The following is a 21,893-nucleotide window of genomic DNA, read 5'->3' on the forward strand; positions in this document are numbered from 1 at the left end:
CCCTATGATCCTCCTGCTTGATAATTACGATTCTTATACCTTCAACCTTGCCCACCTCATCGCGGAGGTAGCCGGACGCGAACCACTCGTCGTCGCCGCCGGTGAAGCGGAAGGGCTGGCCGAGCGCGTCCGTGCCGGCGAATTTTCGCATGTGGTGATTTCTCCTGGCCCGGGCACGCCGGAGCGCGAGGAGGATTTCGGTGCTGCCCGGGGCATTATCGCCGCCGCAGCCGCGGCCGAGATTCCGGTACTGGGCGTATGCCTTGGCCACCAGGGGCTAGGTCTACTGGCCGGTGCCCAGGTGTCGCGCGCGCCGCAGCCGCGCCACGGTTTTGTTTCCACCATCAGCCACTCGGGCGAAGGCATCTTTGCCGGAATCCCGCAAGACTTTGAAGTGGTGCGCTACCACTCCCTGCATATAGATAAGGCTCCCGGCATTACCGTGCATGCCCGCAGCGAGGATGGCGTCATCCAAGCGCTTAAGGTCGACGGCTTGCCGCACTGGGGCGTGCAATTTCACCCGGAGTCGGTGCTTACCCAGTACGGCCGGGAGATTATGCGCAACTTTCTGGGCGGGTTTCACCTGCTCCACCGCGAAGTCCCCGGCGCGGTGGACTGCCCACGGGTCTTTGCCGCCCTGCGCGCCGAGGGCAACGATGCCTTCTTCCTCGACTCCGCGGATCCCCGCGGGCGCTATTCCATCCTCGGCGATACCGCCGGCGCATTGAGTCGCTCTTTCCGCTACCGGCTTGGCGACGCCCCCGATATCCTCACCCTCCTCGACCGCGAGCTCGCCACCCGTATCATCGACGTACCGGCCCTCCCGTTTACCGGCGGGGTCATCGGGTACTTGGGCTATGAATGCGCCCAGCTCACCCTGCCCATTGAGCTACGCCACCGCTCCCCTTACCCAGATGCCTACTTTGTGCGGCCGCAGTCCTTCATCGTCTACGACCACCACGCAGAAACCGCGCACCTGTGCTGCCTTGCCGGTGACGGCGCCGAGGAATTGCTAAACCGCCTGGAAGCCGCCTTGGGTGCGGAGGAACCAGGGCCAACGGGGGAGGACGGTGGGGCGTCGCTAAGCGCCGGCTCCTGGCGCAGCCCTGGCTACCTGGAGCGGATTACGCGCGCCCAAGAATTCCTGCACGCCGGCGAGAGCTACGAGGTCTGCCTGACCGATACCTACACGGCCGCGGCCGAAGGCGAGCTTTATCCCCACCTGCGCTCGCACAATCCCGCCCCCTATGCCGCGCACCTCGTCTTCGACGGCGTCGAGGTCTGCAGTGCCTCGCCCGAGCGCTTCCTCACCGTGCGCGACCGTGAGGTAGAGGCCAAGCCGATTAAGGGCACCATCTCGGCCGACCAGGATCCGGCGCTGCTGACCACGGACCCGAAAACGCGCGCCGAAAACCTCATGATCGTTGACCTACTGCGCAATGATCTCTCCCGGGTATGCGAACCCGGCAGCGTGCGCGTGCCAAAGTTAATGCAGGTAGAAAGCTATGCCACCGTGCATCAGTTGGTCTCCACCATTACCGGACAGCTGCGAAACGGTGCCACCGCGGTCGATGCCCTCCGTGCCACCTTTCCTCCTGGCTCTATGACGGGCGCGCCGAAGCTGCGCACCTGCGAGATCATTGACCAACTCGAAACGGGACCGCGCGGCGTGTACTCCGGCGTGGTGGGCTACTTGGGGTTTGACGGTCAATCCGATCTCAGCGTGGTCATCCGCACGGCCGTGCGCGCGGTCGGTGAGGTCACCATCGGCGCCGGCGGGGCCATCGTCCTGGATTCAGATCCGGCCGCCGAGCTGGAGGAGCGCAACCTCAAGGCCCAATCCGTGTTGGGGGCGTGGCAATGAGCACCTATCTCTGGCACGAGGGCAGCTTCATTCCAAGCCAGCCTCACCCCGGGCCCTTTGACGTGGCGGATTCTTGGCGGATGCTTGGCGACGCCCACTCCAACGCCCTCCCCCTTCACCTCCAGCGCTTCGAGTCGGTGGCCGGACCGCTTCCCGCCGGCTTCGTCCCCGCGATGCTGCAGCTCGTGGGCCCCGGCGATCTCTTCCCTCGCATCTCGCTAGCCGGCGGACACCTGCGCCTCGATATTCGCCCCGCACCCCCTGCGCGCCGAACCACCCGGCTGACCTATGTGCAAGCCCCCGACCCGCGCATGCAGCCTTTAGTCAAGGGCCCCGATTTCCCAGCGCTGGCACGCTACCGCGACGAGTATCAGGCAGACGGCACCGATGACACCGCCATCGTGGATTCCTCTGGTGCCATGGTGGAGACCACCATCGGCGCGCTCGTCGCCTGGGACGAGGAAACGCTAATCCTTCCCACCGGTCAGGCGCTGCCCAGCATCACGCTGCGCCAAGTTGCCCGGCGCGCCTCGGACCTTGGAATTCACACCGAAACGCGCCCCATCACCCCAGAGCTCGCCGCCGAGTGCCCACTGTGGTTCCTCAACTCGCTCCACGGCATGAGCCCGGTTAGCGAGCTACACGCCCCCACCGGCGTCATCTATCCGCCGAGCAGCCCGCATACCGTAGCGTGGCAACAATGGTGGTGGGGCTGCTTCCGCAAGGAAACGGCGGGCGACTAGCTCTCCTGCATGGCTAGCTGCGCTGCCACTTCGGCACAATCCGGCCGGCCGCAGTGCTGGGTTTCTACGTGCTGAATGCAATCATCACAGATGAGTACTTGCTGGCGGCAGGTGTCTTCATTGATGCAATTGTGGAAGGTATTCGTACCCTTGCCGCAGTGCACGCAATGACCCAGCTGGATGAAGCCGGGATCTTGGAGTCCTTGGCCAAACTCATGGTGCATGCGCTTGTCAAAGACATACATGGAGCCTTCCCACAGGCCATCATTGCCGTACTTTTCGCCGTAGCGCACGATTCCGCCATCGATCTGGTAAACCTCTTGGAAGCCACGGTTCTTCATCAACGAGGACAGGATTTCGCAGCGAATGCCACCGGTGCAGTAGGACACCACCGGCTTATCCTTCATCCAGTCATACTTGCCGGACTCGATTTCCTCGATGAAGTCATGCGTGGTTTTCACATCGGGCACGACGGCATTTTTAAACTTGCCAATCTCTGCCTCCATGGCGTTGCGGCCGTCAAAGAAGACGACCTCCTCGCCACGTTCTTCTACCAGCTTATTTACCTCTTCTGGCTTGAGGTGCACGCCGCCGCCAACGACGCCGTTTTCATCGACCTTCAGCTCGCCCGGCGCGCCAAAGGCCACGATTTCATCGCGCACCTTGACCGAAAGGCGCGGGAAGTCATCCGCGCCGCCATCGGACCACTTGAACTGCATGCGCTTAAAGCCGGGGTATTCCTTGGTCTGGCGGACGTAGCGCTTGCAGGCTTCCATATCGCCGCCAACGGTGCCGTTAATGCCGTGCTCGGAAATGAGGATGCGCCCCTTGAGCCCCAGGGACTCGCACAGGGTGCGCTGCCACAGCATGATCGCGGTGGGATCTTCGATGGGGGTAAAGCAGTAATACAGGAGAACTTTGCCAATAGTCACGCCCCAATCTTAGGCCTGCAGCTGCGCAGATCCCCAATCTTGTAGCTCTCTCTTATATGACTGCGGCCCCTCCAGCACAAGCTGAAAGGGCCGAATCTTGAGCATGCGGAATCTAGCGCTTCTGGTACAACGCCTTCTTGCGGGCAAAGACGGGATCAGAGGTCACGAGCACGCCGAGGTTGCGGAAGATTCCCTCATCCACAGAACCCAGGATGGTGGTGGTGTGGACGTCGCAACCAGCAAGCTCCTTGATCTGCTCCAGCGCCTTGCGGGCGTTGTCATCCTTCGCCGCTGACACGGACAAGGCGATGAGCACCTCGTCGGTATGCAGGCGGGGATTCTTGGAACCCAAATGCTTGGTCTTGAGCGTTTGAATCGGCTCGATGGACTCTGGCGACAGCAGGTGGATATCGTCATCGATGCCCGCGAGGTGCTTCAGCGCGTTGAGCAGCATCGCCGCCGAGCAGCCCAGCAGGGGCGCGGTGCGGCCGGTGATCATGGTGCCATCGTGCAGCTGCATAGCGGAGGCGGGCTCCCCGGTTTCTTCCGCGCGCTGGCGCGCAGGTGCCACCACGGGGCGGTCTTCTACCTTGATGCCGGCCTTGGCCATGATGACAGCGGCGCGCTCGGATTGCTCGGTGCCCAGGCCCGCACGCGCCTCTTCCACCTGTGCCTTGAAGTAGCGGCGGATGATTTCTTGTTGGGCGGCGGCGCGGCACACGGCGTCATCAGTAATGCAGAAGCCGGCCATGTTCACGCCCATGTCCGTCGGAGACTGGTATGGGGTGGTGCCGGTGAGCTTTTCCAAAAGTGTGCGCAGCAGCGGGAATGCTTCCACATCGCGGTTGTAATTCACGGTAGATTCGCCGTGGGCGGACAGGTGGAAGTGGTCAATAATATTGGAATCGTTGAGGTCCACCGTGGCTGCCTCATAGGCCAAGTTCACGGGGTGTTCCAGGGGGAGATTCCAGATAGGGAAGGTTTCAAACTTGGCGTAGCCGGCATTATTGCCGCGCTGATGCTCGTGGTAGACCTGCGAGAGTGCGGTGGCCAGCTTGCCGGAGCCAGGGCCGGGCGCGGTGACCACGACGAGGTCGCGGGAGGTTTCCGCAAACTCATTGCGGCCAAAGCCCTCTTCGGACACGATAAGGTCCGTATTGGTGGGGTAGCCAGGGATAACGCGGTGGCGCGCCACCTTGAGGCCGAGGCGCTCGACCTTTTCGATGAAGGCCTCCGCTTGGGAATTGCCTTCCTCCAGCTGGGTCATGACGATGTTTTCCACCAAGAATCCGCGGCTGCGGAATACGTCCACCAGGCGCAGCAGGTCATCTTCGTATAGGATGCCCAGATCCGCGCGTACCTTCTGGCGGGAGATATCCTTCGCGTTGATGCAGATGAGGATCTCTACGTCCTCTTTGATGCGCTCCAGCATCGCGATTTTATTGTCCGGGGTGAAGCCGGGCAGCACGCGGGAGGCGTGCATATCGTCAAAAAGCTTGCCGCCCATCTCTAGGTAGAGCTTGCCGCCAATTTCCTCGCGGCGGGCGTGGATGTGCTTCGACTGCAGCTCAATATATTTCTCGCGGTCAAAGCCGATTTTTTGCGTCATGATTTGAAAGCCTTCCCCTGAGTTAAATCATTCCGCATTTCGAGTTTACGCTATTGCGACTCTGCAAATAAGTGAGCTGGTTAGCGCCCGGTTTGGCCGAAAATTCTTCCCGATTAGACTGGATTCCATGCCTGAAGGTCACGTCATCCACCGCCTAGCTAATAAATTCAACGCCGATTTTCGCGGCATGCCGCTGCGCGTGACCAGCCCGCAGGGGCGCTTCGCGGCGGAGGCGGAGCTTCTCGATGGCGAGCGCATCGAGCTGGCAGAGACCTACGGCAAGCACCTTTTCGTGCACTCTAGCGCCCAGGATCCGCGCCATATCCTCTATATTCACTTAGGCCTGATTGGCAAGCTGCGCTTCGAGCCCCGCGAGGAAACCGGCGGACAGATCCGGGTGCGTATCGATAATGGCGCCGAGGCCGCTAACCTGCGCGGACCGCAGTTTTGCCGCCTGCTCACCGAAGAGGAGTACCGCGCACAGCTAGCCAAGGTAGGCCAAGACCCGCTGCGCACGGACGCTGACGTGGAGGCGCTCTGGGACAAAGTGCATAAATCGCGCCGCAGCATCGGCTCCCTCATGATGGATCAGCACCTTTATGCCGGCGTGGGCAATATCTACCGGGCCGAGACCCTCTTTCGCCACGGCCTCTCCCCTTTCCTGCCGGGACGGGACGTTTCCCGTGAAACCTTTGACGCCTCCTGGGAAGACTTGGTGGATCTGATGGAGTACGGGGTGGAGCACGGCCGCATCGATACCGTACGGCCCGAGCACTCCCCCGAGGCCATGGGCCGCGAACCGCGCAAGGATGACCACGGTGGCGAGGTCTACGTCTACCGCCGCGCCGGCCTACCTTGCTATATCTGCGGCACCCCAGTGGCAGAAAAGGTCATGGAGGGACGCAACCTATTTTGGTGCCCTACCTGCCAACCGGCTCCTTAAAGGCCTATCCTGGCGGTCATGCGACATGCCTATAGCGTTGCCGCCGTCCGCGCGGCGGAGCATTCCCTTCTCGCCCAGCAGACCTTTGACGATGAGCTCATGCGCCTAGCTGCACGAGGCGTAGCAGCCACGGCTACAAGCATGCTCGACTCTGGACGGCACGTAACTATCCTTGCCGGGCCAGGCGGCAACGGTGGCGATGGCCTCTATGCCGGCGTTTTCCTGGCAGAAGAGGGCTACTCAGTGGAGGCCATCCTTGCAGCGGATAGCGCCCACGAACCCGCACTGAAGGCATTTACCGCGGCCGGCGGAACCATTGCGCACGGTCTAGGAGACGCCGATCTGCTTATCGACGCCGTCGCCGGCCTCGCCTCCACCCGCGGCCTATCCGGTGCCCCGCTGCGGGCCTATACCGAGGCCAAGGAGCGCGGGGTCCCGGTATTAGCGGTGGACATTCCTTCGGGCATTAACGCCGATACCGGCGTGGCCGCAGCCGAAGCCGTAGAGGCAGACGTGACCATTAGCTTTGGCTGGGCTCGTGCCGGACATATCTTTGCCCCGGAATGCGGTGCGGTGGTCCTCTGCGATCTGCGCCTGCCCGGCGCCCCGCGCTCCTTTGCAGAAGAGCTTTCCGCTACCGCGGAGCCGGTGGGCTATATCGCCAATGAACCCACTATTACCTTGCCCTACCAGTGGCCGACTGAGCCGGTGCTTTCGGGAGAACAAGGCCTGGTCACCGCCCCGAAGCCGGTGGGCTGCACTGGACCAATCCTGGATCCGACTCCGGGGGCGACAAGCACCAAGTACACCGGCGGGGTGACCGCGGTCTGTGCTGGCAGCAGCGCCTATCCCGGCGCGGGCATCCTCGCCGCCACGGGCGCGGTGCGCGCCACGCCGTCCATGGTTCGCGTCGTGGGCAGTGACTCCGTGGTCACGAGCCTGCCGGAGGTAGTGCCTCATGCCAGTGCCCAAGAAAAGGTCCACGCCCAAGCCTGGGTCGTAGGCCCAGGGCGGGGCACCGGACCGGAGGCGGCCGCGGAATTGCGCGCCGTGCTAGAACGCGGGCTGCCCACGATTACCGACGCCGATGCGCTGACCGTGCTCTCGACCGACGGCGATCTACGCGAACTCGTGCGCGATCATCCCTGCGCTGTCCTGACCCCGCATGCCGGGGAGTTTGCGCGGCTCTACGCGGCAACTCTCGGCCGCGAACCTGATCTTTCGGAGGGGCTCGGGGTGCGCCTGCGAGAGCTTTCCGATGCCCTCGACTGCTTCATCCTGCACAAGGGCCGGATCACCACGGTCACGGCCCCAGGCCAGAAAATTTATGGCATGAACGCAGGGCACTCCTACGCGGCCACCGCCGGTTCTGGTGACGTACTCTCTGGCATCCTCGGAGCCACGCTCGCGCAACTGGATGCCGCCGAGGCGGATGCGGAGGCGATAATTATGGAAATCCTGCACGCCGCGGCCATCCACCAACACGCGGCGGCCATTGCCGCCCACACCCCGGACGGCTTTGGCCTTTGCTCCGCCTCTCAGATTGCCGCGGCCGTGCCGCAGGCAATCGCACGGCTACTCCTCATGCAGCGCTAGCTAAGGCTAGCTGAGCGCAGAAACCTTCTCCTGCTCGGAGACGTGGCCATCCTTGACCTCCACCACGCGGTCAGCGAAGTTCAGCAGGGAGCGGTCGTGGGTCACCAGCACGGTGGCGGTGTTCATCTCCTGGGTGACATCGCGCAAGAGGCGGATGATTTCCTGCGAGAGGTGGGAATCGAGCGCGGAGGTGGGCTCATCGGCCAAGAGCAGGTCCGGCTGCTCCATGAGCGCTCGGGCGATATTGACGCGCTGGCGCTGGCCACCGGACAACTGACCCATGCGGCGATTGCCCATTCCTGCCAGGCCGACAAACTCCAATAGCTCATCGGCGCGCTGTGGGCGCAGCTTGCGGCCAGCGATATGGTCCATGATCACCAATTGGTCGCGCACATTGAGAGAGGACAGCAGGTTGGCCTGCTGGAAAATGATGGAGCGGGTACCGTCCACGTGCACGGACCCGGAGTCTGGGGTGATGAGGCCTGCGGCTACGGACAGCAACGTGGACTTGCCGGACCCGGACTCACCCACGATGGCGGTAAGGGTGTTGGATTCGGCGATGAGGGAGGCGTCGGCAAGCGCGGTGGTAGTAGTCTCACCGTCCTGGTAGGTCACGGTGGCGTTGCGGATATCAAGAATGGTGGACATGTTAAGCATTTCCTCCAAGAGCATCGAGTGGGTTGGCTTTAGCTACGCGGCGGGTAGCAATAAGGGCGCCGGCCATGCCGAGGGCCCAGATGCCAACCGCGGGAACGGCGATGGTGCGCAGGGAAACATCGAAGGGCACGGTGCCGGAAGCAAGCGTGCCGAGCACCCAACCAACGACAGCACCCGCAATGGTGCCGGCCGCCAAGATGATGGCGGCTTGTGCCAGGGCATCGCGCAAGAGGTAGCGCACGGTGGCACCGAGCGCGCGCAGGATGGACAGGTCGCGGGTGCGTTGAATGGTCCATACGGTCAAGAAAGCGACGGTGACCAGCGCGGAGATGCCGTACAAGAAGCCCTGCATGGTAAGCAGCGAGCCGCGCTCAGACTGATAGGCCGCTAGGCCGGAGAAGGACGTAGACACCTTCACGGAGCCGGGCACTGCATACTTGTACAGCGCTGCGGTGCCGATAACGCCTTCTGGAGCATGGCTAATCTGCTGCCAGGACTCGGTGGAGGCCCACACCACCTCGGAGTGGGAGTACATGGTCTCTGGGACGGTGCCCTCTACCGAAAAGTCGGAGCCGCCGAGGGTGACGGTATCGGCCGCGTCGATGGACTCTGGCAGAAGCACGCCCTGCTCCGGGATGGTCTTATCGCTACCCGGAACCTGAGTGCCGGCCGGCAGGCTGAGGACGGCAACACCGCCGTGCCCCTCCAGCTTGGTCTGGGCCGCACCGAGTGGAATGCCATCGCTGGCGACATCGCCGGCGTGCATCTCGGATTCGCTAAAGGAAGGGTCCTCGGTGGAGAAAGAAATATATGGGTACTCCTCTTCCAGGGACTCCAACGCGGAAGTATTTTGCTTGGACAGGCCCTCCGTGAGGCCGGAGAGCATCACAAGCAGAAGGGTAATGAGCGCAACCGTGCCGCCGATGAGCGCGAAGCGACCGCGCGCTGTGGTGATTTCTCTGATTGCTAGGAACATAGTTCTATATTCGCTTTGTGCAGGTCAGAAGTAATCGGCCAGCTCGCGGAACCTCGAGTCAACCAAGTGGTTGATTCACGGTCCACCGGTGCGCGGATATCCTGGGTGGTTGTGTTTAGAGGACAGAAATTATGGGTCTATGGCCTGCACGCCATGTTCGCGTTTCTGCTGGTCTTCGGCGTGGCGCGCGCCTATGTGGATGGCCGGCTCGACGCCCGGGTTATCGGCTTAGCCATCGCCCTCGCCGTGGTGTACGCCGCACAACGTTGGCTGCCCACATGGTTATGGCTAGGCGGGCTATGCCTGCTGTGGCTGGGCCTGATGGTCCATGCGCAGGATTTCATGTGGTTGGAATTCCCGCTTATTTTTGTCTTTTTGCGCGCTTTGCCCACCGTGCCCGGGCTGATCTCCATCGCCGTGCTGTGGGCAGCGGCTGCGTTCATCCCCGCCTGGCTGCACCCAGAAGGTTGGTCCATCGCTGCGGCCGTGGGACCGCTTATCGGCACCGCCTTTGCGGCAACGGTCTTTTTCATCCAGCGGCGGCTGCAAGCAGAAGCGGCGCACCACAGGGACATCGCCAAGCAGCTGCGCGAAACCCAAGCCGAGCTGGCCGCCAGCGAGCACCAAGCCGGCCGGCTGGAGGAGCGCGAGCGCCTCTCCCGCGAGATCCATGACACCGTCGCGCAAGGCCTTAGCTCCATTTTGTTACTCTCCCGCGCGGCCCGCGGCACCGATGATCCCCGCACCAAAGAAGAGCAGCTGGCGGTCATCGAGGATGTCGCGAGCGAGAATCTGGCCGAGGCCCGCCGCTTTGTCCGCGAACTCGCTGGCCCCGATGAGCGACTGGAAACCCAGCTCACTTCCCTGCTGTCCCAGATGCGCAGCCGCGTGAAGGCTTTGGGGGAAGAAACCACCTTCGAACTGGTGGTATCTGGAAGCGGCAAGGTACCCGGCCGAATCAAAGAGGTCATCGTACGCGCTGCGCAGGAAGGACTCAATAACGTCATCAAACACGCCCATGCCTCGCGCGCGGTGGTCACGCTCGGCCTCTTCGAGGATGCGGTGACCTTGGACGTCGTTGATAATGGATGCGGCGTATCCGCCTCCCCTAGTACCGGCGAGAAGGACCACGGATTCGGGCTCGCGGGCCTGCGCACCCGTGTGGAGCGTGTAGGTGGCACCATGAACCTAGAATCTAGCGATGGCACTGCCTTAGCCGTCCGTATCCCCCTGAAGGAGCGAAGCAATGGTTAATGTCATGCTAATCGACGATCACCCAGTGGTCCGCGCCGGTCTGCGCGCTATCCTCAATACCTTCTCCGATGTCGAGGTAGTCATGGAAGGTTCCACCGGTGCTGATGTGGATAAGCTCTTTACTGATGACGCCCCGCAGGTAGACGCCGTGGTCTGCGATATCCAGATGCCCGGCATGGATGGCATCGCAGCCACCAAGCGTGTGGTGGAGGCCGGCGGCCCACCGGTGCTCATCCTGACTACCTATGACACGCAGGCCGATATTCTCGCCGCCGTGGAGGCCGGCGCAATGGGCTATCTGCTCAAGGATTCCCCGGAGCAGGCGCTGCACGAGGCCGTCCTCAATACCGCCGCGCACCGCCGCACCTTGGCGCCGGAGGTGGTAGATCTCCTCGCCCAACGTGTGGGCCGGCCGCAAGAATCGCTCTCCACCCGCGAGCTAGAAATCCTGCGGGCGCTTTCCAGCGGTTCCTCCAATAAGGAACTAGCCAAGCAGCTATTCATTTCTGAAGCCACGGTAAAAACCCACCTCATCCACATTTTTCAAAAGTTGGGCGTGGAAACCCGCACCGCTGCGGTCACCGTGGCGCGCGAGCGAAAGCTCATTTAATGCTGGACTGCATAGTCATCGGCGCCGGCCAGGCGGGCCTTGCGGTGGGTTATTACCTGCGCAAAAAGGGCCTAGATTTTGTCATTCTGGATGCAGAGCCCGGCCCCGGCGCGGCCTGGCGCCATACCTGGCCCTCACTCACGCTTTTTAGCAATTCCGCCTCCTCCAACCTGCCTGGGTGGCCCATGCCCCACCACGATGGCTTTCCGCCAGCTAGCCACGTTATTGATTATTTTGCACGCTATGAACAGCGCTATGAGCTGCCCATTCGCCGACCAGTCAAAGTGGATAAGGTCGACCATGATGGCTCGTGCTTTCACGTCTTCGCCGGCAAAGAGCATCTGACCGCGCGCACGGTCGTAGCTGCCACGGGCACGTGGTCTGCGCCCTTTATCCCCTACTACCCCGGCGACTTTGGCGGACAGCAATGGCATTCGGCTTTCTACCCGGGCCCGGAGGACTTTGTCGGGTCCAGCGTGGCGGTCGTAGGCGCGGCCAATTCCGGTGCCCAGATCGCGGCCGAGCTCCTGCTCTCCGGCGTGGAGACCACCTGGTATACCCGCAACTCCCCGCGGTGGATGCCCGATGATGTTGACGGCCGCGTGCTCTTTCAGCGCAATCGCGCCCGCCTCAACGCCATGCTCCGCGGCAAACCAGACCCCGGCGCGGATACCAATCTGGGCGATATCGTAATGGTCCCGCCGGTCCTACGCGCACGGGATTCCGGACTTTTGCAGGCCACCCCCATGTTTTCTTCGCTTGATGAAGTCACCGCAGACCACCTCATCTGGTGCACCGGTTTCCGGCCTGCCCTCCGGCCCATCCGCGGGCTTCTTGATGGCACCTCCCCCACCGTCGACGGCCTCTTCCTCGTGGGTTACGGCACGTGGACCGGACCCGGTTCCGCAACTATTACCGGGGTAAGCCCCTTTGCCAGGCAGACCGCGAACGATGTAGCGAATATATGTGACTAAAGCTATAGGTTAGTCCCAGCTAATTCGACTACACTGCCTTCACACAAAGAGTGCGACACAATGTGGGAAAGCTGGTTTATACATGTCTGCCTGGGATCTCTACGATGACCTCATCGATGCCATTCCCCGTGACATAGTGGTCTCCCGCGCCGCCCAAGGACCGCGGTGGACCCGCGTATACACCGAAAGTCCTAGCTGCGACATGGCCATGACCATGTCAGCAACCTCCCGCCCGGCCCAGATGCGCGCCGAGTACTCTGGGGTTCCTCTACGCGCCATTGCACAGCTGGCCAAGAGCTGGAATTTCTCGGAGGCGTCCTTCGGCATGGCCGCGCTAAATTCCTACTACGCCACGCCTTCCGTGGCCGACGAGAATGGCTTTGCGCTTGCCGACGCCCCCTGGCCCCACTTCTTTGATCCCTTCCGCAACGCCGTCGCGGGGAAGAAGGTCGCGGTCATCGGCCACTTCCCATTTGCCCCGAAGGCACTCAACCAGGCTGCGGATTTTTATATGTTGGAGCGCTCGCTCAATGATGGCGACTATCCCGATTCCGCCGCCGAATACATCCTGCCCGAGTGCGATTATGTCTTCATTACCGGCTCTGCCTTTGTTAATAAGACCGCTCCCCGCCTGCTCGAGCTCTCCCGCGAGTCCTTCAATGTCGTCCTGGGCCCGTCAACTCCCTTAGCCCCGGTACTGCTGGAAGACTACGGCGTATCGCAGGTCACCGGAATGGTTCCCACCTCTCCCCTCGCTATGTTCGAGGGCTTGAGCGGCACCGATGCAGCCACCACCATGTTCGAATGGGGGCACCGAGCGGAATTATCCGCCTAAGGCCGCGCCTCCAAAAGCGCCTCGCATGCCGCTGCATAGATTTCTGCTAGCTCGTCGATGGTTTTCTCCCGCACATAGGGAACGCGAACCACGTTGCGCGTAGTTGCCACGCCAACCAGCCTAAGGCCCACCGCTCGAGGCCTAGTTTCTAGAGAACTACCCCGGCCATAACGGCAAGCAGTAATGCTCCCAAGCTCAATGCCGCAAGCCACCCAATAACGCGTACAGTCCGCAGCTGCACCTTCGCGCTGCTGCGGCTTACCAAGAACGCGCCCACAGACGCACCGAGGGTGTTGAAAACGAGGTCATCGACGTCGCTAAATCCCAACGAGAATACGTATTGGGTAATTTCGATACCCAGGCTGAGCGCCATCGCCAGAAGGATGGTTCCACCGCGGCCGAAGCGAACGCGCCGCGAATTCTGTCCCAGCACCACCAGGCACGCCCCAAGCGGCATAAACAGCGCGATATTGCCAAAGGTATTGGTCCACGGACCCCACCACGGATGAGGGTTATTAAAGCCGTTGAACATCTGCAGATCGAGGCTGCGGCGAGCATGCGCACTGGCATCGATCACGCCGGGGATATCAATAAATGGCTTACCCACCGTAGCTACGGCGATTGCCATCAGAACGACCACACAGGCGATACCGGCACTGCGCCACAGGGTGGGCCGGGCGGGCACGCCCGGCGCCCCAACCTGGCGCGAGATGCGGGTGGATGTTGTGGTCATCGTCATGTTGTTCAAGTTAACAAGTGAGCCTGAAAAATCGCCGTGAGATTCGCTGTTAAATCCCTGCATCACATTTAACGTACGATGGTGAGCATGAGCACGCTACTAGTAACTCGCAACGAAGATAAGTCCGTTACGACCTCCTTCGAAGAGGGAGAGTTCCTCGGCGAGGGCGACCTTACCGTTGATGTTTCTTATTCTTCCCTGAACTACAAGGACGCCATGGCTATCGCAGGTGACCGCGGCGTCATGCGCACCAGCCCGCTGGTTCCGGGCATCGACGTGGTCGGCACGGTTTCTGAATCTAGCGTCGAGCGTCTCCCAGTTGGCACCTTGGTAGCTTCCTTCGGTGATGGCCTCGGTGAATTCCGCCACGGCGGCTACACCCCGAAGCAGCGCGTCAACTCCCAAGCAACCGTCGCCCTGCCCGCGGACTTCACCGCAGAGCAGGCGGCCGCCGTTGGCACCGCAGGCTACACTGCCGCACTGTGCGTTAATTCTCTGCGCGGGCTGCCCGACGGTCCGGTCCTGGTCACCGGCGCCACCGGTGGCGTGGGCTCCATCGCCGTGAACCTCCTTTCCAATGCCGGCTACGAGGTTCACGCGATGACCGGCCGCCCGGATGACTACTCCCAGTACCTCCACGAGCTAGGCGCCCACACCATTGTGGACCGCGCCGAGTTCGCCGAGGCCGGAAAGCCACTACAAAAGGCTAGCTATGCCGGTGCCGTCGACACCTCCGGCTCCCACGTCCTGGCCAATGTTTTGGCCCGTACCGTGTGGGGCGGCACCGTCGCTTCCACCGGTATGGCCGCCGGCCCAGACCTTCCCACCACCGTCTTGCCGTTCATTCTGCGCAACGTACACCTGGCCGGCGTTAACTCTGTCGACGCCCCGCTGCACTACCGCCAGAACGCATGGCAGCTGCTCGCGCGCAAGCTGGACTTGTCCATCCTCAAGTCCCTGACCAATACGATTCCACTGTCGGACGTTGTCGAGGAATCCAAGTCCCTCCTCGAGGGAACCCACCACGGACGCACCGTCCTCAAGATTTCCTAGGCCACCCCTACATAGTCTTGTACGGCACCCGCCATCTCGGCGGGTGCCTTTTTGTATGCCCGGTTACTACGCGAAGCTCTAGCTTTCCGACGTGCCCTCTTTAACTACCCCGCGTAGCAACGTGCGGGAAATCCTGCCCAAGGTTTGTAGGTCTTCATCACTAAGGGTGCCCACCACGATTTCCTCGACTGCGGCGGTATGTCGCGCGATCGCCGCGTTGAAAGCACTACTTCCCTTTTCCGTCACAGTGACTTCAACCGCGCGGGTTCCTAGCTCCGGCGCCTCGCGCCTGGAAACCAATTTTCGGGACTCCATGCGCACTAACTGCCGATGCAGCCGCGACTTCTCCCACCGAAGCTCTGCCGCCAGTTCATGCGGGCGTGTTGGAATCTGGCGGCGACGATACAGCACGGCCAAGACCGCGTAGTCTGCCTCGCTCAAACTAGAGCCACTCTGCAACTCCCCAGAAAGCCGCGCGTGGAGCGCTTCCTGCATGGCAACAAAGTCACCCCACGCCGCACTCTGCTCAACACGCATCGCATTCCTCCTTTGGCGGTCTCCTCCTATCAACAGTCTATACTGCAAAGTTGATCTAGCAACTCATTGGATTGTTGGGAGTTGATATACCAACTCCCACTACTGCACAGAGATGTGGGTCTATGAGAACCACAATTTCACAAACCAGTACCTTTCCCACCAAAAGCACTTTAATTTTTCTTTTGAATACCTATCTACTGAAACTCACCATTGTTTGAGTAGATATGTTCTTGAACGGAAAATTAAATAGTGAAGCAACTACTCGCGGAAAAGATGCGGCTGCGAACGCAATCACCGCTCCAGCAGAGAAGACAGCAGCGTTTAGAATGGCAAACATGGATAAGCTATTTAGCACGTGCGGTTTCGACTTCGCGGATATGGAAGAGCTCGTTGCGGAGCTACCTACCGACCACGACATGTGGGAGGCGCCCGGATTTGATCGAGTGCTATTCCACGCCGACCCGTCCGGCATGGCGGTCACAGCTATGGAATACGAAGGGGAGTGGGCCGCGGTGCCTTCGTACCGGGGTGGGGAAGAGGCACCGGGCACGATATATCGCGCAACGCCCTATATCGGCATTGTGGAAACGGGGGATTTACGGTTCGCGGCGCTGGCGGATGCGCCTTTTGCCCTGCCAGCAGGCAACCCGGTCGGCGGAGAGAAGCTCCAGGGACAGGTGCGGCCGGCGGTTGTGGCATTGAAATACGAGGTAGGGGAGCCGGAAGAGTTTTCCTTGACTTCGCCCGCTACCGAGCGCTTCTACCGGAACTTCAAGCCCAGCATGCTTAACCCGCAGGTAGAGGTGGCGGGGACTATCGGGGGCGTCGCCAAGCACAGCAATGAGCTGGGCATGGGGGAGTTTTGGGTATGCGACCTCGACGGCCTCCCGCTCATTGTGAACGAGAAGCTGGAGGTAGGCCAGGGGATCCGGGCGCACGGCATTGCGCTATGCGCCACGGAATATTGGGACGAGTAACTACTTGACCACGAGGTTGACCATGCGGCCCGGAACGTAAATCTTCTTCACTACGTTCTTTCCGCTGGTCAAATCAGTAATCTTTGCGTCGGCGAGGGCAACCTCAAAGACCGCGTCCTGGTCCGCATCAGCGGCAACGTTGATGCGAGCCTTGACCTTGCCATTGATTTGAACCGGCACCTCGATCTCATCGTCTACCAGGTACTTTTCCTCAAAAGTGGGGAAGGGCTGGTAGGTGATGGTCTCGTCATGGCCGAAGCGCTGCCACAATTCCTCCGCAATATGCGGGGCAATGGGGGAGACCAACTGTGCTATCGGCTCTACGGCGGCGCGTGGGGCCTCGGTGCGGTAGGTCTTGGTCAGGTAGTTGACGTACTCGATGAGCTTCGCCACCACGGTATTAAGCCGCAGGTTCTCGTAATCATCGCGCACGCCCGCGATGGTGCGGTGGAGCTGCTTGAGGTCATCCTCGCTCAAGGCGGCGTCGGTAGTCGCCAGCTCGCCGGTGTCCTCGTTGACGGCTAGGCGCCACAGGCGCTGTAAGAAGCGCTGGGAGCCTACGACATCCTTGGTAGCCCACGGGCGAGACGTATCCAGCGGACCCATGGACATCTCATAAACGCGCAGGGTATCGGCACCGAAGCCGCGGCAAATATCGTCCGGAGCAACGGCGTTCTTGAGGGACTTGCCCATCTTGCCGTACTCCTGATTGACCTCTTCTCCGTTGTAGTAGAACTTGCCGTCCTTTTCCTCTACTTCAGCGGCCGGAACGTACACGCCGCGGGAATCCGTATAGGCATAGGCCTGGATATAGCCCTGGTTATACAGGCGGCGGTAGGGCTCTTGGGAGCTAACAAAGCCCAGGTCAAAGAGCACCTTATGCCAGAAGCGGGAGTAGAGCAGGTGCAGCACGGCGTGCTCGACGCCGCCGACGTAGAGGTCCACGCCTCCCGGGTCCTGCGGGCCATGCTGCTCCGGACGCGGGCCGGTCCAGTAGCGCTCGTTTTCGATATCGCAGAATGCATCATCATTGCGGGGATCGATATAGCGCAGCTGGTACCAGGAAGAACCCGCCCACTGCGGCATAACGTTGGTATCGCGGAAATAGGTCTCTGGGCCGCCGCCCAGATCCAACTCGACCTCGACCCAGTCGCGCACCTTTGCCAGCGGTGGTTGTGGCTCGGAATCCTTGTCCTCTGGATCAAAGGAAACGGGTTTATAATCTTCTACCTCTGGCAGTTCTACCGGCAGCATGGATTCCGGCAGGGCGTGGGCAAAGCCGTCCTTGTCGTAGACGATGGGGAAGGGCTCGCCCCAGTAACGCTGGCGGGCGAAGAGCCAATCGCGCAGCTTGTACTGCACCTTTTCGCGGCCGGAGCCGTCCTTTTCCAGCCATTCGATGGCCGCGGCAATGGCCTCGGCCTTGTTCAGGCCGTTGAGATCCAGGCCCTTGTCATTGGAGGAATTAACCAGCGCGCCGTCCTCGGTCCAGGCTTCTTCCTCCACGTTTCCGCCAGAGACAACCTCCGTGATGGGTAGGCCGAAGGCCTGGGCGAACTCGTAGTCACGGGTGTCGTGCGCGGGAACTGCCATGATGGCGCCGGTGCCGTAGCCGGTCAACACATAGTCGGCGATGAAGATCGGGACCTTCTTGCCAGAGACCGGGTTGGTGGCATAAGTACCAAGGAAGACGCCGGTCTTTTCCTTGTTCTCCTGGCGCTCCAGGTCGGACTTGGCGGCAATATCGGTACGGTAGGACTCCACGGCCTCCTTCGGATCATCGTGGCCATAGGTCCAACGCTCATCCACGTCATCGTCATAAGGGATGGGGGAGAGGAGGGCGTCGACAAGCTCGTGCTCTGGGGCCAGCACCACGTACTCGGCGCCGAAGAGGGTATCCGGGCGGGTGGTAAAGACCTCAATCTCGTAGCCCTCGGCGGGGAAGGAAACCTCTGCGCCGCGGGAACGGCCGATCCAATTGCGCTGCATGGACTTGACCTTGTCCGGCCAATCCAATAGCTCCAGATCATCCAGCAAGCGATCGGAGTAGGCGGTAATGCGCATCATCCACTGCGAGAGGTTCTTGCGGAAGACCGGGAAATTGCCGCGCTCGGACTTACCCTCAGCGGTGACCTCCTCGTTTGCCAGCACGGTACCCAAGCCCGGGCACCAGTTCACCGTGGAATTAGACAGGTAAACCAAACGGAATTCATCGATGGCCGCGGCCTTTTCCTCTTCGGTGAGGTCCTCGTAGTAGCGGCCATCCTTAGTGGTGCGCTTATTGGCCTCTAGTTCCTTGATGAGCTCTGCAATGGGGCGCGCCTTCTGCTGCTCCTCATCGAACCAAGAGTTATAAATCTGCAGGAAGATCCACTGCGTCCACTTGAAGAATTCCGGATCGGTTGATTCCACGGAGCGGCGCGGATCGTGGCCCAGGCCCAACATGCCCAGCTGGCGGCGCATGTTTTCGATATTTGCCTCGGTGGTGGTGCGCGGGTGGGTACCGGTCTGAATGGCGTACTGCTCGGCCGGCAGGCCGAAGGCGTCGTAGCCCAAGGTGTGCAGCACGTTCTTGCCCAGCATGCGGTTATAGCGGGCATAAGTATCGGTGGCAATATATCCCAGTGGGTGTCCCACGTGCAGGCCTGCACCAGAAGGGTAGGGGAACATATCCTGCACATTGAGCTTTTCCTTAGGCAACTCGCCCGCATCGGTGGCGAGCTCGCCTACCGGGTTCGGGGCATTAAAGGTGCCATTGTCTTTCCAGTACTGCTGCCAAGTCTTCTCGATCTGGTTCGCCAGCTCCGGGGTATAGCGGTACGAAGTGGAATCGCTCTGGGTAGTCATAATCACACAGTGTAATAGCCGCATCCCGGCGCGGGGTAGTTCACTACGCTTTCCGCGTTCCGCAGGGCACGCACACCCAAAATCCCCGCCGTAATCGCCCCCGGTTTTCGCGTCATTTCCGCCGCTCGCAGCCAAAATGCAGATCTGCATGAAAATGATCTAGGCTGGGGTAAATGAGCCAGGAGAAGTTTCGCAGCCAGCTATCATCTTTTGCAGACGCAGCGGTATTCCAGGGAATCCCGCACCTGCGCCTCTCCCCAGCTACCGACACATTGGATCTGTACCTACCGGCCGTAACCGCAGGTTATGAGCCAGAAGATCCCCAGTGGACCGTGACCGCACAGCTGCTCGACGGCAGCGAGGACACCCGCAAGTTCTACTACGTGGAGGGCGAAGAGCCCGGCTTGTGGATCAGCATGCCGCGTGCCTTTAGCCACCTCAGCGTCTCCTTTGAGGAGCACACCGTGGAATTCGCCGGCGTGGCCAATGGCGGATTGCTGCTCGATTCCACCCATCGACCAATCGATACCACCACCGCGGTGGCCAAGGGTTCTTATACCTTCATCGCCCCCGCCGGCACGGAGCTCGCCAAGGCCAAGGTCGGCGAGGCCCGTCCCCACGGCGCATGGGAGGGCTGGACCATCGCCCCGATAGAGGTCAGCCAGTCTTTCACCGTGGAGGTTCCGCGCCAAGAATCCACGACCATCAAGGTCTCCGGCAGCCCTGATTTTGCCTGGGACATGGCCGTGAAGACGCTACCCAATGCCCATGGCCTCGATGGCGAACTGGTCTATACCCAGTCCCCGCGGGTCATCGCCAATACGGAACTCAGCATGGAGCTGACCTATGTCCCCATCGGTGGGGAAGAGGAGGCCGTGCTGGAGGATGAACTACCGGAGGGTATTCACGAGGTGCTCCCCGCAGACGCCTTCGAGGATCCCTGGGTAGGCCGCTACCGCTTCACCCTGTACAAGGACGAGGAGCTGGTGGATATCCAGTACCTCAATTTTGCGGAGTCGCTGCACATGCGTGCCAAGAACGAGGGCCCGCGCGGCACCAATTTCCGCTTTATCGATGCCCTGGGCAATCTTTCGCCGTTTAGCTATGCCCTGGCTTCTGCGCCGGGCAAGGCTATCCAGATGGAAAAGGGCCAGCGCGTCTTTGGCGAGGACGAGAGCGTGCGCGAGGAGACCGTCGGCAGTGAGGCCGGCTATGAGCTGACCTTCCAGGTGGAGCCGGCGACGATTCGTACTCGCGTGAAGCGCACCGCGGCCGAGCCCGTGGATTACCTGGATAAGCAGGTCATCCTGGCGGACCAGCTCGATGCGGATGCACTTTTTACCATCCACTCACCGGAGCCACTGCCGCTGGCAAAGTTCGTGGTCATTGACAAGAACCAGAAGATTAGGGACCTGGTCACCGCCAATGGCTCGACGGAAGCGGCCACCAGCCTGTCCGTACCAAACCGCGCGCTGAAGTCGGCGCTGACGAAGAAGACCTCGCTGGAGCTCTACCTCCTGTGGTCCACGTTGTCCTATGAGGAATACCTCGAAGGACTGCCGGAAAAGGAGCGCGCAGCGCACCAAAAGCGCAGCTTTGAGCGTCGCGTCATGGAATATGAGACTACCGCGGCCAGCGACCTCATTTATGCCGCCATCGCCACCGTGCGCAAGGCACCGTTGGTCGCCCGCGCAACCATTGAGGACGGCATCCTCATCCCCGAGCAGGCGCATGAGGAAGAGGTAGAGCTATTAGCTTGGGCGTGGCCGCTGGGCAATCCTGCGGGCGAGCCGCAACCGCTGGAGCCCACTGAGGAAGGCTTTGAGCTGCCCGAGGAGCTGCTGGACGCCGGCCACCTCATCGTGGACTTCCGCGAGGATGAGCCGGCCAGCGACTTGGCCGCGCCGCAGTACCCGCCGGCGAGCGCACTCATCATCTTCCACGACGGTGAAACCGAAAACACCGAGGGCCTGTGGCCTACCTACGCGGCCATGCGCCGCCTCGCACCCAAGGCCAAGGAAACCTTCGAGGGAATCATCAAAGAGATTGAGGCCGATCCGCGCGCCAGCATGGATGCCCTTATGGCCGCGGACTTTGAGCCGGGGCAGCGCATGCGCGCCTTTGTTCGCACCGGCTTGGTCTCCCGCACCTTCCGCCGCGAGGAGCCGGCCGGCGAGCCTTCCTCGCTCTTGGCCGCGCTTGCCGACGCCGCCCATGACTACGTCGAAGCCCACGGCTCCGCCTCCCTCGCGCGCGTGCCATCCACCGGCGTCGACGATGTCACCCGTCCCATGCTGCTGATGAGCGCCACGGGCGAGGCGCCTACGCCGGCAACGGACAGTGACCAGCTCTGCGATGATGCCCACCGCATCGCCGCACTGCGCGAGTGCTTTGCCAATGACCTTGCGCTCACCCGCCTGGGCACCATTTCTAACCTGCGTAGCACCGCAATGCAGCTGCGGGTGACGCTGCAGCAGCTGGGCGTCGATAAGTCCGTGCTGCATACCCTGCTCGCGCTGGACGCCTTTGGCGATGGCAATTCGGAGCTCGGCGATTCCGCCTGGATGCCGTTTATTTCCTATGTCTTTGCCATCACGGCGCGCGGTGTGGCCAATGGCAAGCTGGCGGACCCTGCTTTCGCCGCCACGCTTGACGACGCCCTCCCGCAGCTCGCCGAGGCCGTCTCCCTCGCCCCACAGCTTTTCTACCGCGATATTCTCACCGCGGAGGCGCTCACACTCAGCTAG

Annotated in this window: 18 protein-coding genes; 11 read left to right on the plus strand and 7 right to left on the minus strand. The window is 61.5% G+C overall.

Features of this window, described 5'->3' with window-relative positions; genetic code table 11:
- Positions 1-4: 4 nt before the first annotated feature.
- Together MHX61_RS06495 and MHX61_RS06500 are read left to right on the plus strand one after the other, a co-directional pair.
- Complete coding sequence (locus MHX61_RS06495; protein WP_239193646.1) at positions 5-1,864, plus strand: chorismate-binding protein; 1,860 nt, start codon at positions 5-7, stop codon at positions 1,862-1,864.
- Complete coding sequence (locus tag MHX61_RS06500; protein WP_239193648.1) at positions 1,861-2,607, plus strand: aminotransferase class IV; 747 nt, start codon at positions 1,861-1,863, stop codon at positions 2,605-2,607. The genes MHX61_RS06495 and MHX61_RS06500 overlap by 4 nt, the downstream gene beginning before the upstream one ends.
- On the opposite strand, the gene MHX61_RS06505 is transcribed toward MHX61_RS06500, so the two are convergent.
- Entirely contained in the window at positions 2,604-3,539 is a 936-nt protein-coding gene (locus MHX61_RS06505) for a rhodanese-related sulfurtransferase (RefSeq protein WP_239193650.1), read from the minus strand. The genes MHX61_RS06500 and MHX61_RS06505 overlap by 4 nt on opposite strands.
- Positions 3,540-3,651: 112 nt before the next feature.
- Complete coding sequence (locus tag MHX61_RS06510) at positions 3,652-5,148, minus strand: DUF1846 domain-containing protein (RefSeq protein WP_005326977.1); 1,497 nt, start codon at positions 5,146-5,148, stop codon at positions 3,652-3,654.
- A gap of 127 nt (positions 5,149-5,275) precedes the next feature.
- Between MHX61_RS06510 and MHX61_RS06515 the strand changes: the two genes are divergently transcribed.
- The gene (locus MHX61_RS06515; RefSeq protein WP_239193652.1) at positions 5,276-6,091 is read left to right on the plus strand and encodes an Fpg/Nei family DNA glycosylase; all 816 of its coding nucleotides are present in this window, start codon (positions 5,276-5,278) and stop codon (positions 6,089-6,091) included.
- 18 nt (positions 6,092-6,109) lie between these two features.
- Positions 6,110-7,687 carry a bifunctional ADP-dependent NAD(P)H-hydrate dehydratase/NAD(P)H-hydrate epimerase gene (locus MHX61_RS06520; protein ID WP_239193654.1) on the plus strand — a complete coding sequence of 526 codons (1,578 nt, stop codon included), beginning with the start codon at positions 6,110-6,112 and terminating at the stop codon, positions 7,685-7,687.
- Positions 7,688-7,693: 6 nt separating this feature from the next.
- Here the strand turns inward: MHX61_RS06520 and MHX61_RS06525 are convergent, their stop codons facing one another.
- Together MHX61_RS06525 and MHX61_RS06530 are read right to left on the minus strand one after the other, a co-directional pair.
- Positions 7,694-8,335, minus strand: a complete 642-nt coding sequence (locus MHX61_RS06525) for an ABC transporter ATP-binding protein (protein WP_005326966.1) — start codon at positions 8,333-8,335, stop codon at positions 7,694-7,696.
- A gap of 1 nt (position 8,336) precedes the next feature.
- Positions 8,337-9,320 (minus strand): ABC transporter permease, encoded by a 984-nt coding sequence (locus MHX61_RS06530; RefSeq protein ID WP_150850578.1) that lies wholly within the window; start codon positions 9,318-9,320, stop codon positions 8,337-8,339.
- A gap of 105 nt (positions 9,321-9,425) precedes the next feature.
- Between MHX61_RS06530 and MHX61_RS06535 the strand changes: the two genes are divergently transcribed.
- From MHX61_RS06535 to MHX61_RS06550, 4 genes are all read left to right on the plus strand, one after another.
- Entirely contained in the window at positions 9,426-10,574 is a 1,149-nt protein-coding gene (locus MHX61_RS06535; protein ID WP_150850584.1) for a sensor histidine kinase, read from the plus strand.
- Positions 10,567-11,184, plus strand: coding sequence for a response regulator transcription factor (locus tag MHX61_RS06540; RefSeq protein ID WP_150850579.1), 618 nt, complete (start codon positions 10,567-10,569; stop codon positions 11,182-11,184). The genes MHX61_RS06535 and MHX61_RS06540 overlap by 8 nt, the downstream gene beginning before the upstream one ends.
- On the plus strand, positions 11,184-12,158 hold the full coding sequence (locus tag MHX61_RS06545; protein WP_239193656.1) for an NAD(P)-binding domain-containing protein: 975 nt from the start codon (positions 11,184-11,186) through the stop codon (positions 12,156-12,158). The genes MHX61_RS06540 and MHX61_RS06545 overlap by 1 nt, the downstream gene beginning before the upstream one ends.
- Positions 12,159-12,240: 82 nt before the next feature.
- Positions 12,241-12,993 (plus strand): DUF364 domain-containing protein, encoded by a 753-nt coding sequence (locus MHX61_RS06550; protein ID WP_239193658.1) that lies wholly within the window; start codon positions 12,241-12,243, stop codon positions 12,991-12,993.
- 148 nt (positions 12,994-13,141) lie between these two features.
- Here MHX61_RS06550 and MHX61_RS06555 read toward each other — a convergent pair whose 3' ends face one another.
- Entirely contained in the window at positions 13,142-13,732 is a 591-nt protein-coding gene (locus tag MHX61_RS06555; RefSeq protein ID WP_239193659.1) for a VanZ family protein, read from the minus strand.
- Positions 13,733-13,810: 78 nt separating this feature from the next.
- Here MHX61_RS06555 and MHX61_RS06560 point away from each other — a divergent pair, with 78 nt between their 5' ends.
- On the plus strand, positions 13,811-14,785 hold the full coding sequence (locus MHX61_RS06560; protein ID WP_179387129.1) for an MDR family oxidoreductase: 975 nt from the start codon (positions 13,811-13,813) through the stop codon (positions 14,783-14,785).
- A gap of 78 nt (positions 14,786-14,863) precedes the next feature.
- Here MHX61_RS06560 and MHX61_RS06565 read toward each other — a convergent pair whose 3' ends face one another.
- Positions 14,864-15,322, minus strand: a complete 459-nt coding sequence (locus MHX61_RS06565) for a MarR family winged helix-turn-helix transcriptional regulator (RefSeq protein ID WP_204610700.1) — start codon at positions 15,320-15,322, stop codon at positions 14,864-14,866.
- Between the two features lie 335 nt (positions 15,323-15,657).
- On the opposite strand from MHX61_RS06565, the gene MHX61_RS06570 reads away from it, so the two are divergent.
- Positions 15,658-16,299: a hypothetical protein gene (locus MHX61_RS06570; RefSeq protein ID WP_239193660.1), complete on the plus strand. Its 642-nt coding sequence runs from the start codon at positions 15,658-15,660 to the stop codon at positions 16,297-16,299.
- Here MHX61_RS06570 and leuS read toward each other — a convergent pair whose 3' ends face one another.
- Positions 16,300-19,146 (minus strand): leucine--tRNA ligase, encoded by a 2,847-nt coding sequence (gene leuS / locus MHX61_RS06575; RefSeq protein WP_239193661.1) that lies wholly within the window; start codon positions 19,144-19,146, stop codon positions 16,300-16,302.
- A 173-nt stretch (positions 19,147-19,319) separates the two neighbouring features.
- Between leuS and MHX61_RS06580 the strand changes: the two genes are divergently transcribed.
- Positions 19,320-21,893 (plus strand): hypothetical protein, encoded by a 2,574-nt coding sequence (locus tag MHX61_RS06580; protein ID WP_239193663.1) that lies wholly within the window; start codon positions 19,320-19,322, stop codon positions 21,891-21,893.

It is taken from the genome of Corynebacterium sp. ACRPF (genome assembly GCF_022347395.1).
GTDB classification, from domain to species: domain Bacteria; phylum Actinomycetota; class Actinomycetes; order Mycobacteriales; family Mycobacteriaceae; genus Corynebacterium; species Corynebacterium tuberculostearicum_D.

Bases quoted from the DNA above. Each gene is read 5' to 3' on its own strand.
- MHX61_RS06495 (WP_239193646.1), top strand. From the start codon at position 5: ATGATCCTCCTGCTTGATAATTACGATTCTTATACCTTCAACCTTGCC.
- MHX61_RS06500 (WP_239193648.1), top strand. From the start codon at position 1,861: ATGAGCACCTATCTCTGGCACGAGGGCAGCTTCATTCCAAGCCAGCCT.
- MHX61_RS06510 (WP_005326977.1), bottom strand. From the start codon at position 5,148: ATGACGCAAAAAATCGGCTTTGACCGCGAGAAATATATTGAGCTGCAG.
- MHX61_RS06515 (WP_239193652.1), top strand. From the start codon at position 5,276: ATGCCTGAAGGTCACGTCATCCACCGCCTAGCTAATAAATTCAACGCC.
- MHX61_RS06520 (WP_239193654.1), top strand. From the start codon at position 6,110: ATGCGACATGCCTATAGCGTTGCCGCCGTCCGCGCGGCGGAGCATTCC.
- MHX61_RS06525 (WP_005326966.1), bottom strand. From the start codon at position 8,335: ATGTCCACCATTCTTGATATCCGCAACGCCACCGTGACCTACCAGGAC.
- MHX61_RS06530 (WP_150850578.1), bottom strand. From the start codon at position 9,320: ATGTTCCTAGCAATCAGAGAAATCACCACAGCGCGCGGTCGCTTCGCG.
- MHX61_RS06540 (WP_150850579.1), top strand. From the start codon at position 10,567: ATGGTTAATGTCATGCTAATCGACGATCACCCAGTGGTCCGCGCCGGT.
- MHX61_RS06545 (WP_239193656.1), top strand. From the start codon at position 11,184: ATGCTGGACTGCATAGTCATCGGCGCCGGCCAGGCGGGCCTTGCGGTG.
- MHX61_RS06550 (WP_239193658.1), top strand. From the start codon at position 12,241: ATGTCTGCCTGGGATCTCTACGATGACCTCATCGATGCCATTCCCCGT.
- MHX61_RS06555 (WP_239193659.1), bottom strand. From the start codon at position 13,732: ATGACGATGACCACAACATCCACCCGCATCTCGCGCCAGGTTGGGGCG.
- MHX61_RS06560 (WP_179387129.1), top strand. From the start codon at position 13,811: ATGGTGAGCATGAGCACGCTACTAGTAACTCGCAACGAAGATAAGTCC.
- MHX61_RS06565 (WP_204610700.1), bottom strand. From the start codon at position 15,322: ATGCGTGTTGAGCAGAGTGCGGCGTGGGGTGACTTTGTTGCCATGCAG.
- MHX61_RS06570 (WP_239193660.1), top strand. From the start codon at position 15,658: ATGGATAAGCTATTTAGCACGTGCGGTTTCGACTTCGCGGATATGGAA.
- leuS (WP_239193661.1), bottom strand. From the start codon at position 19,146: ATGACTACCCAGAGCGATTCCACTTCGTACCGCTATACCCCGGAGCTG.
- MHX61_RS06580 (WP_239193663.1), top strand. From the start codon at position 19,320: ATGAGCCAGGAGAAGTTTCGCAGCCAGCTATCATCTTTTGCAGACGCA.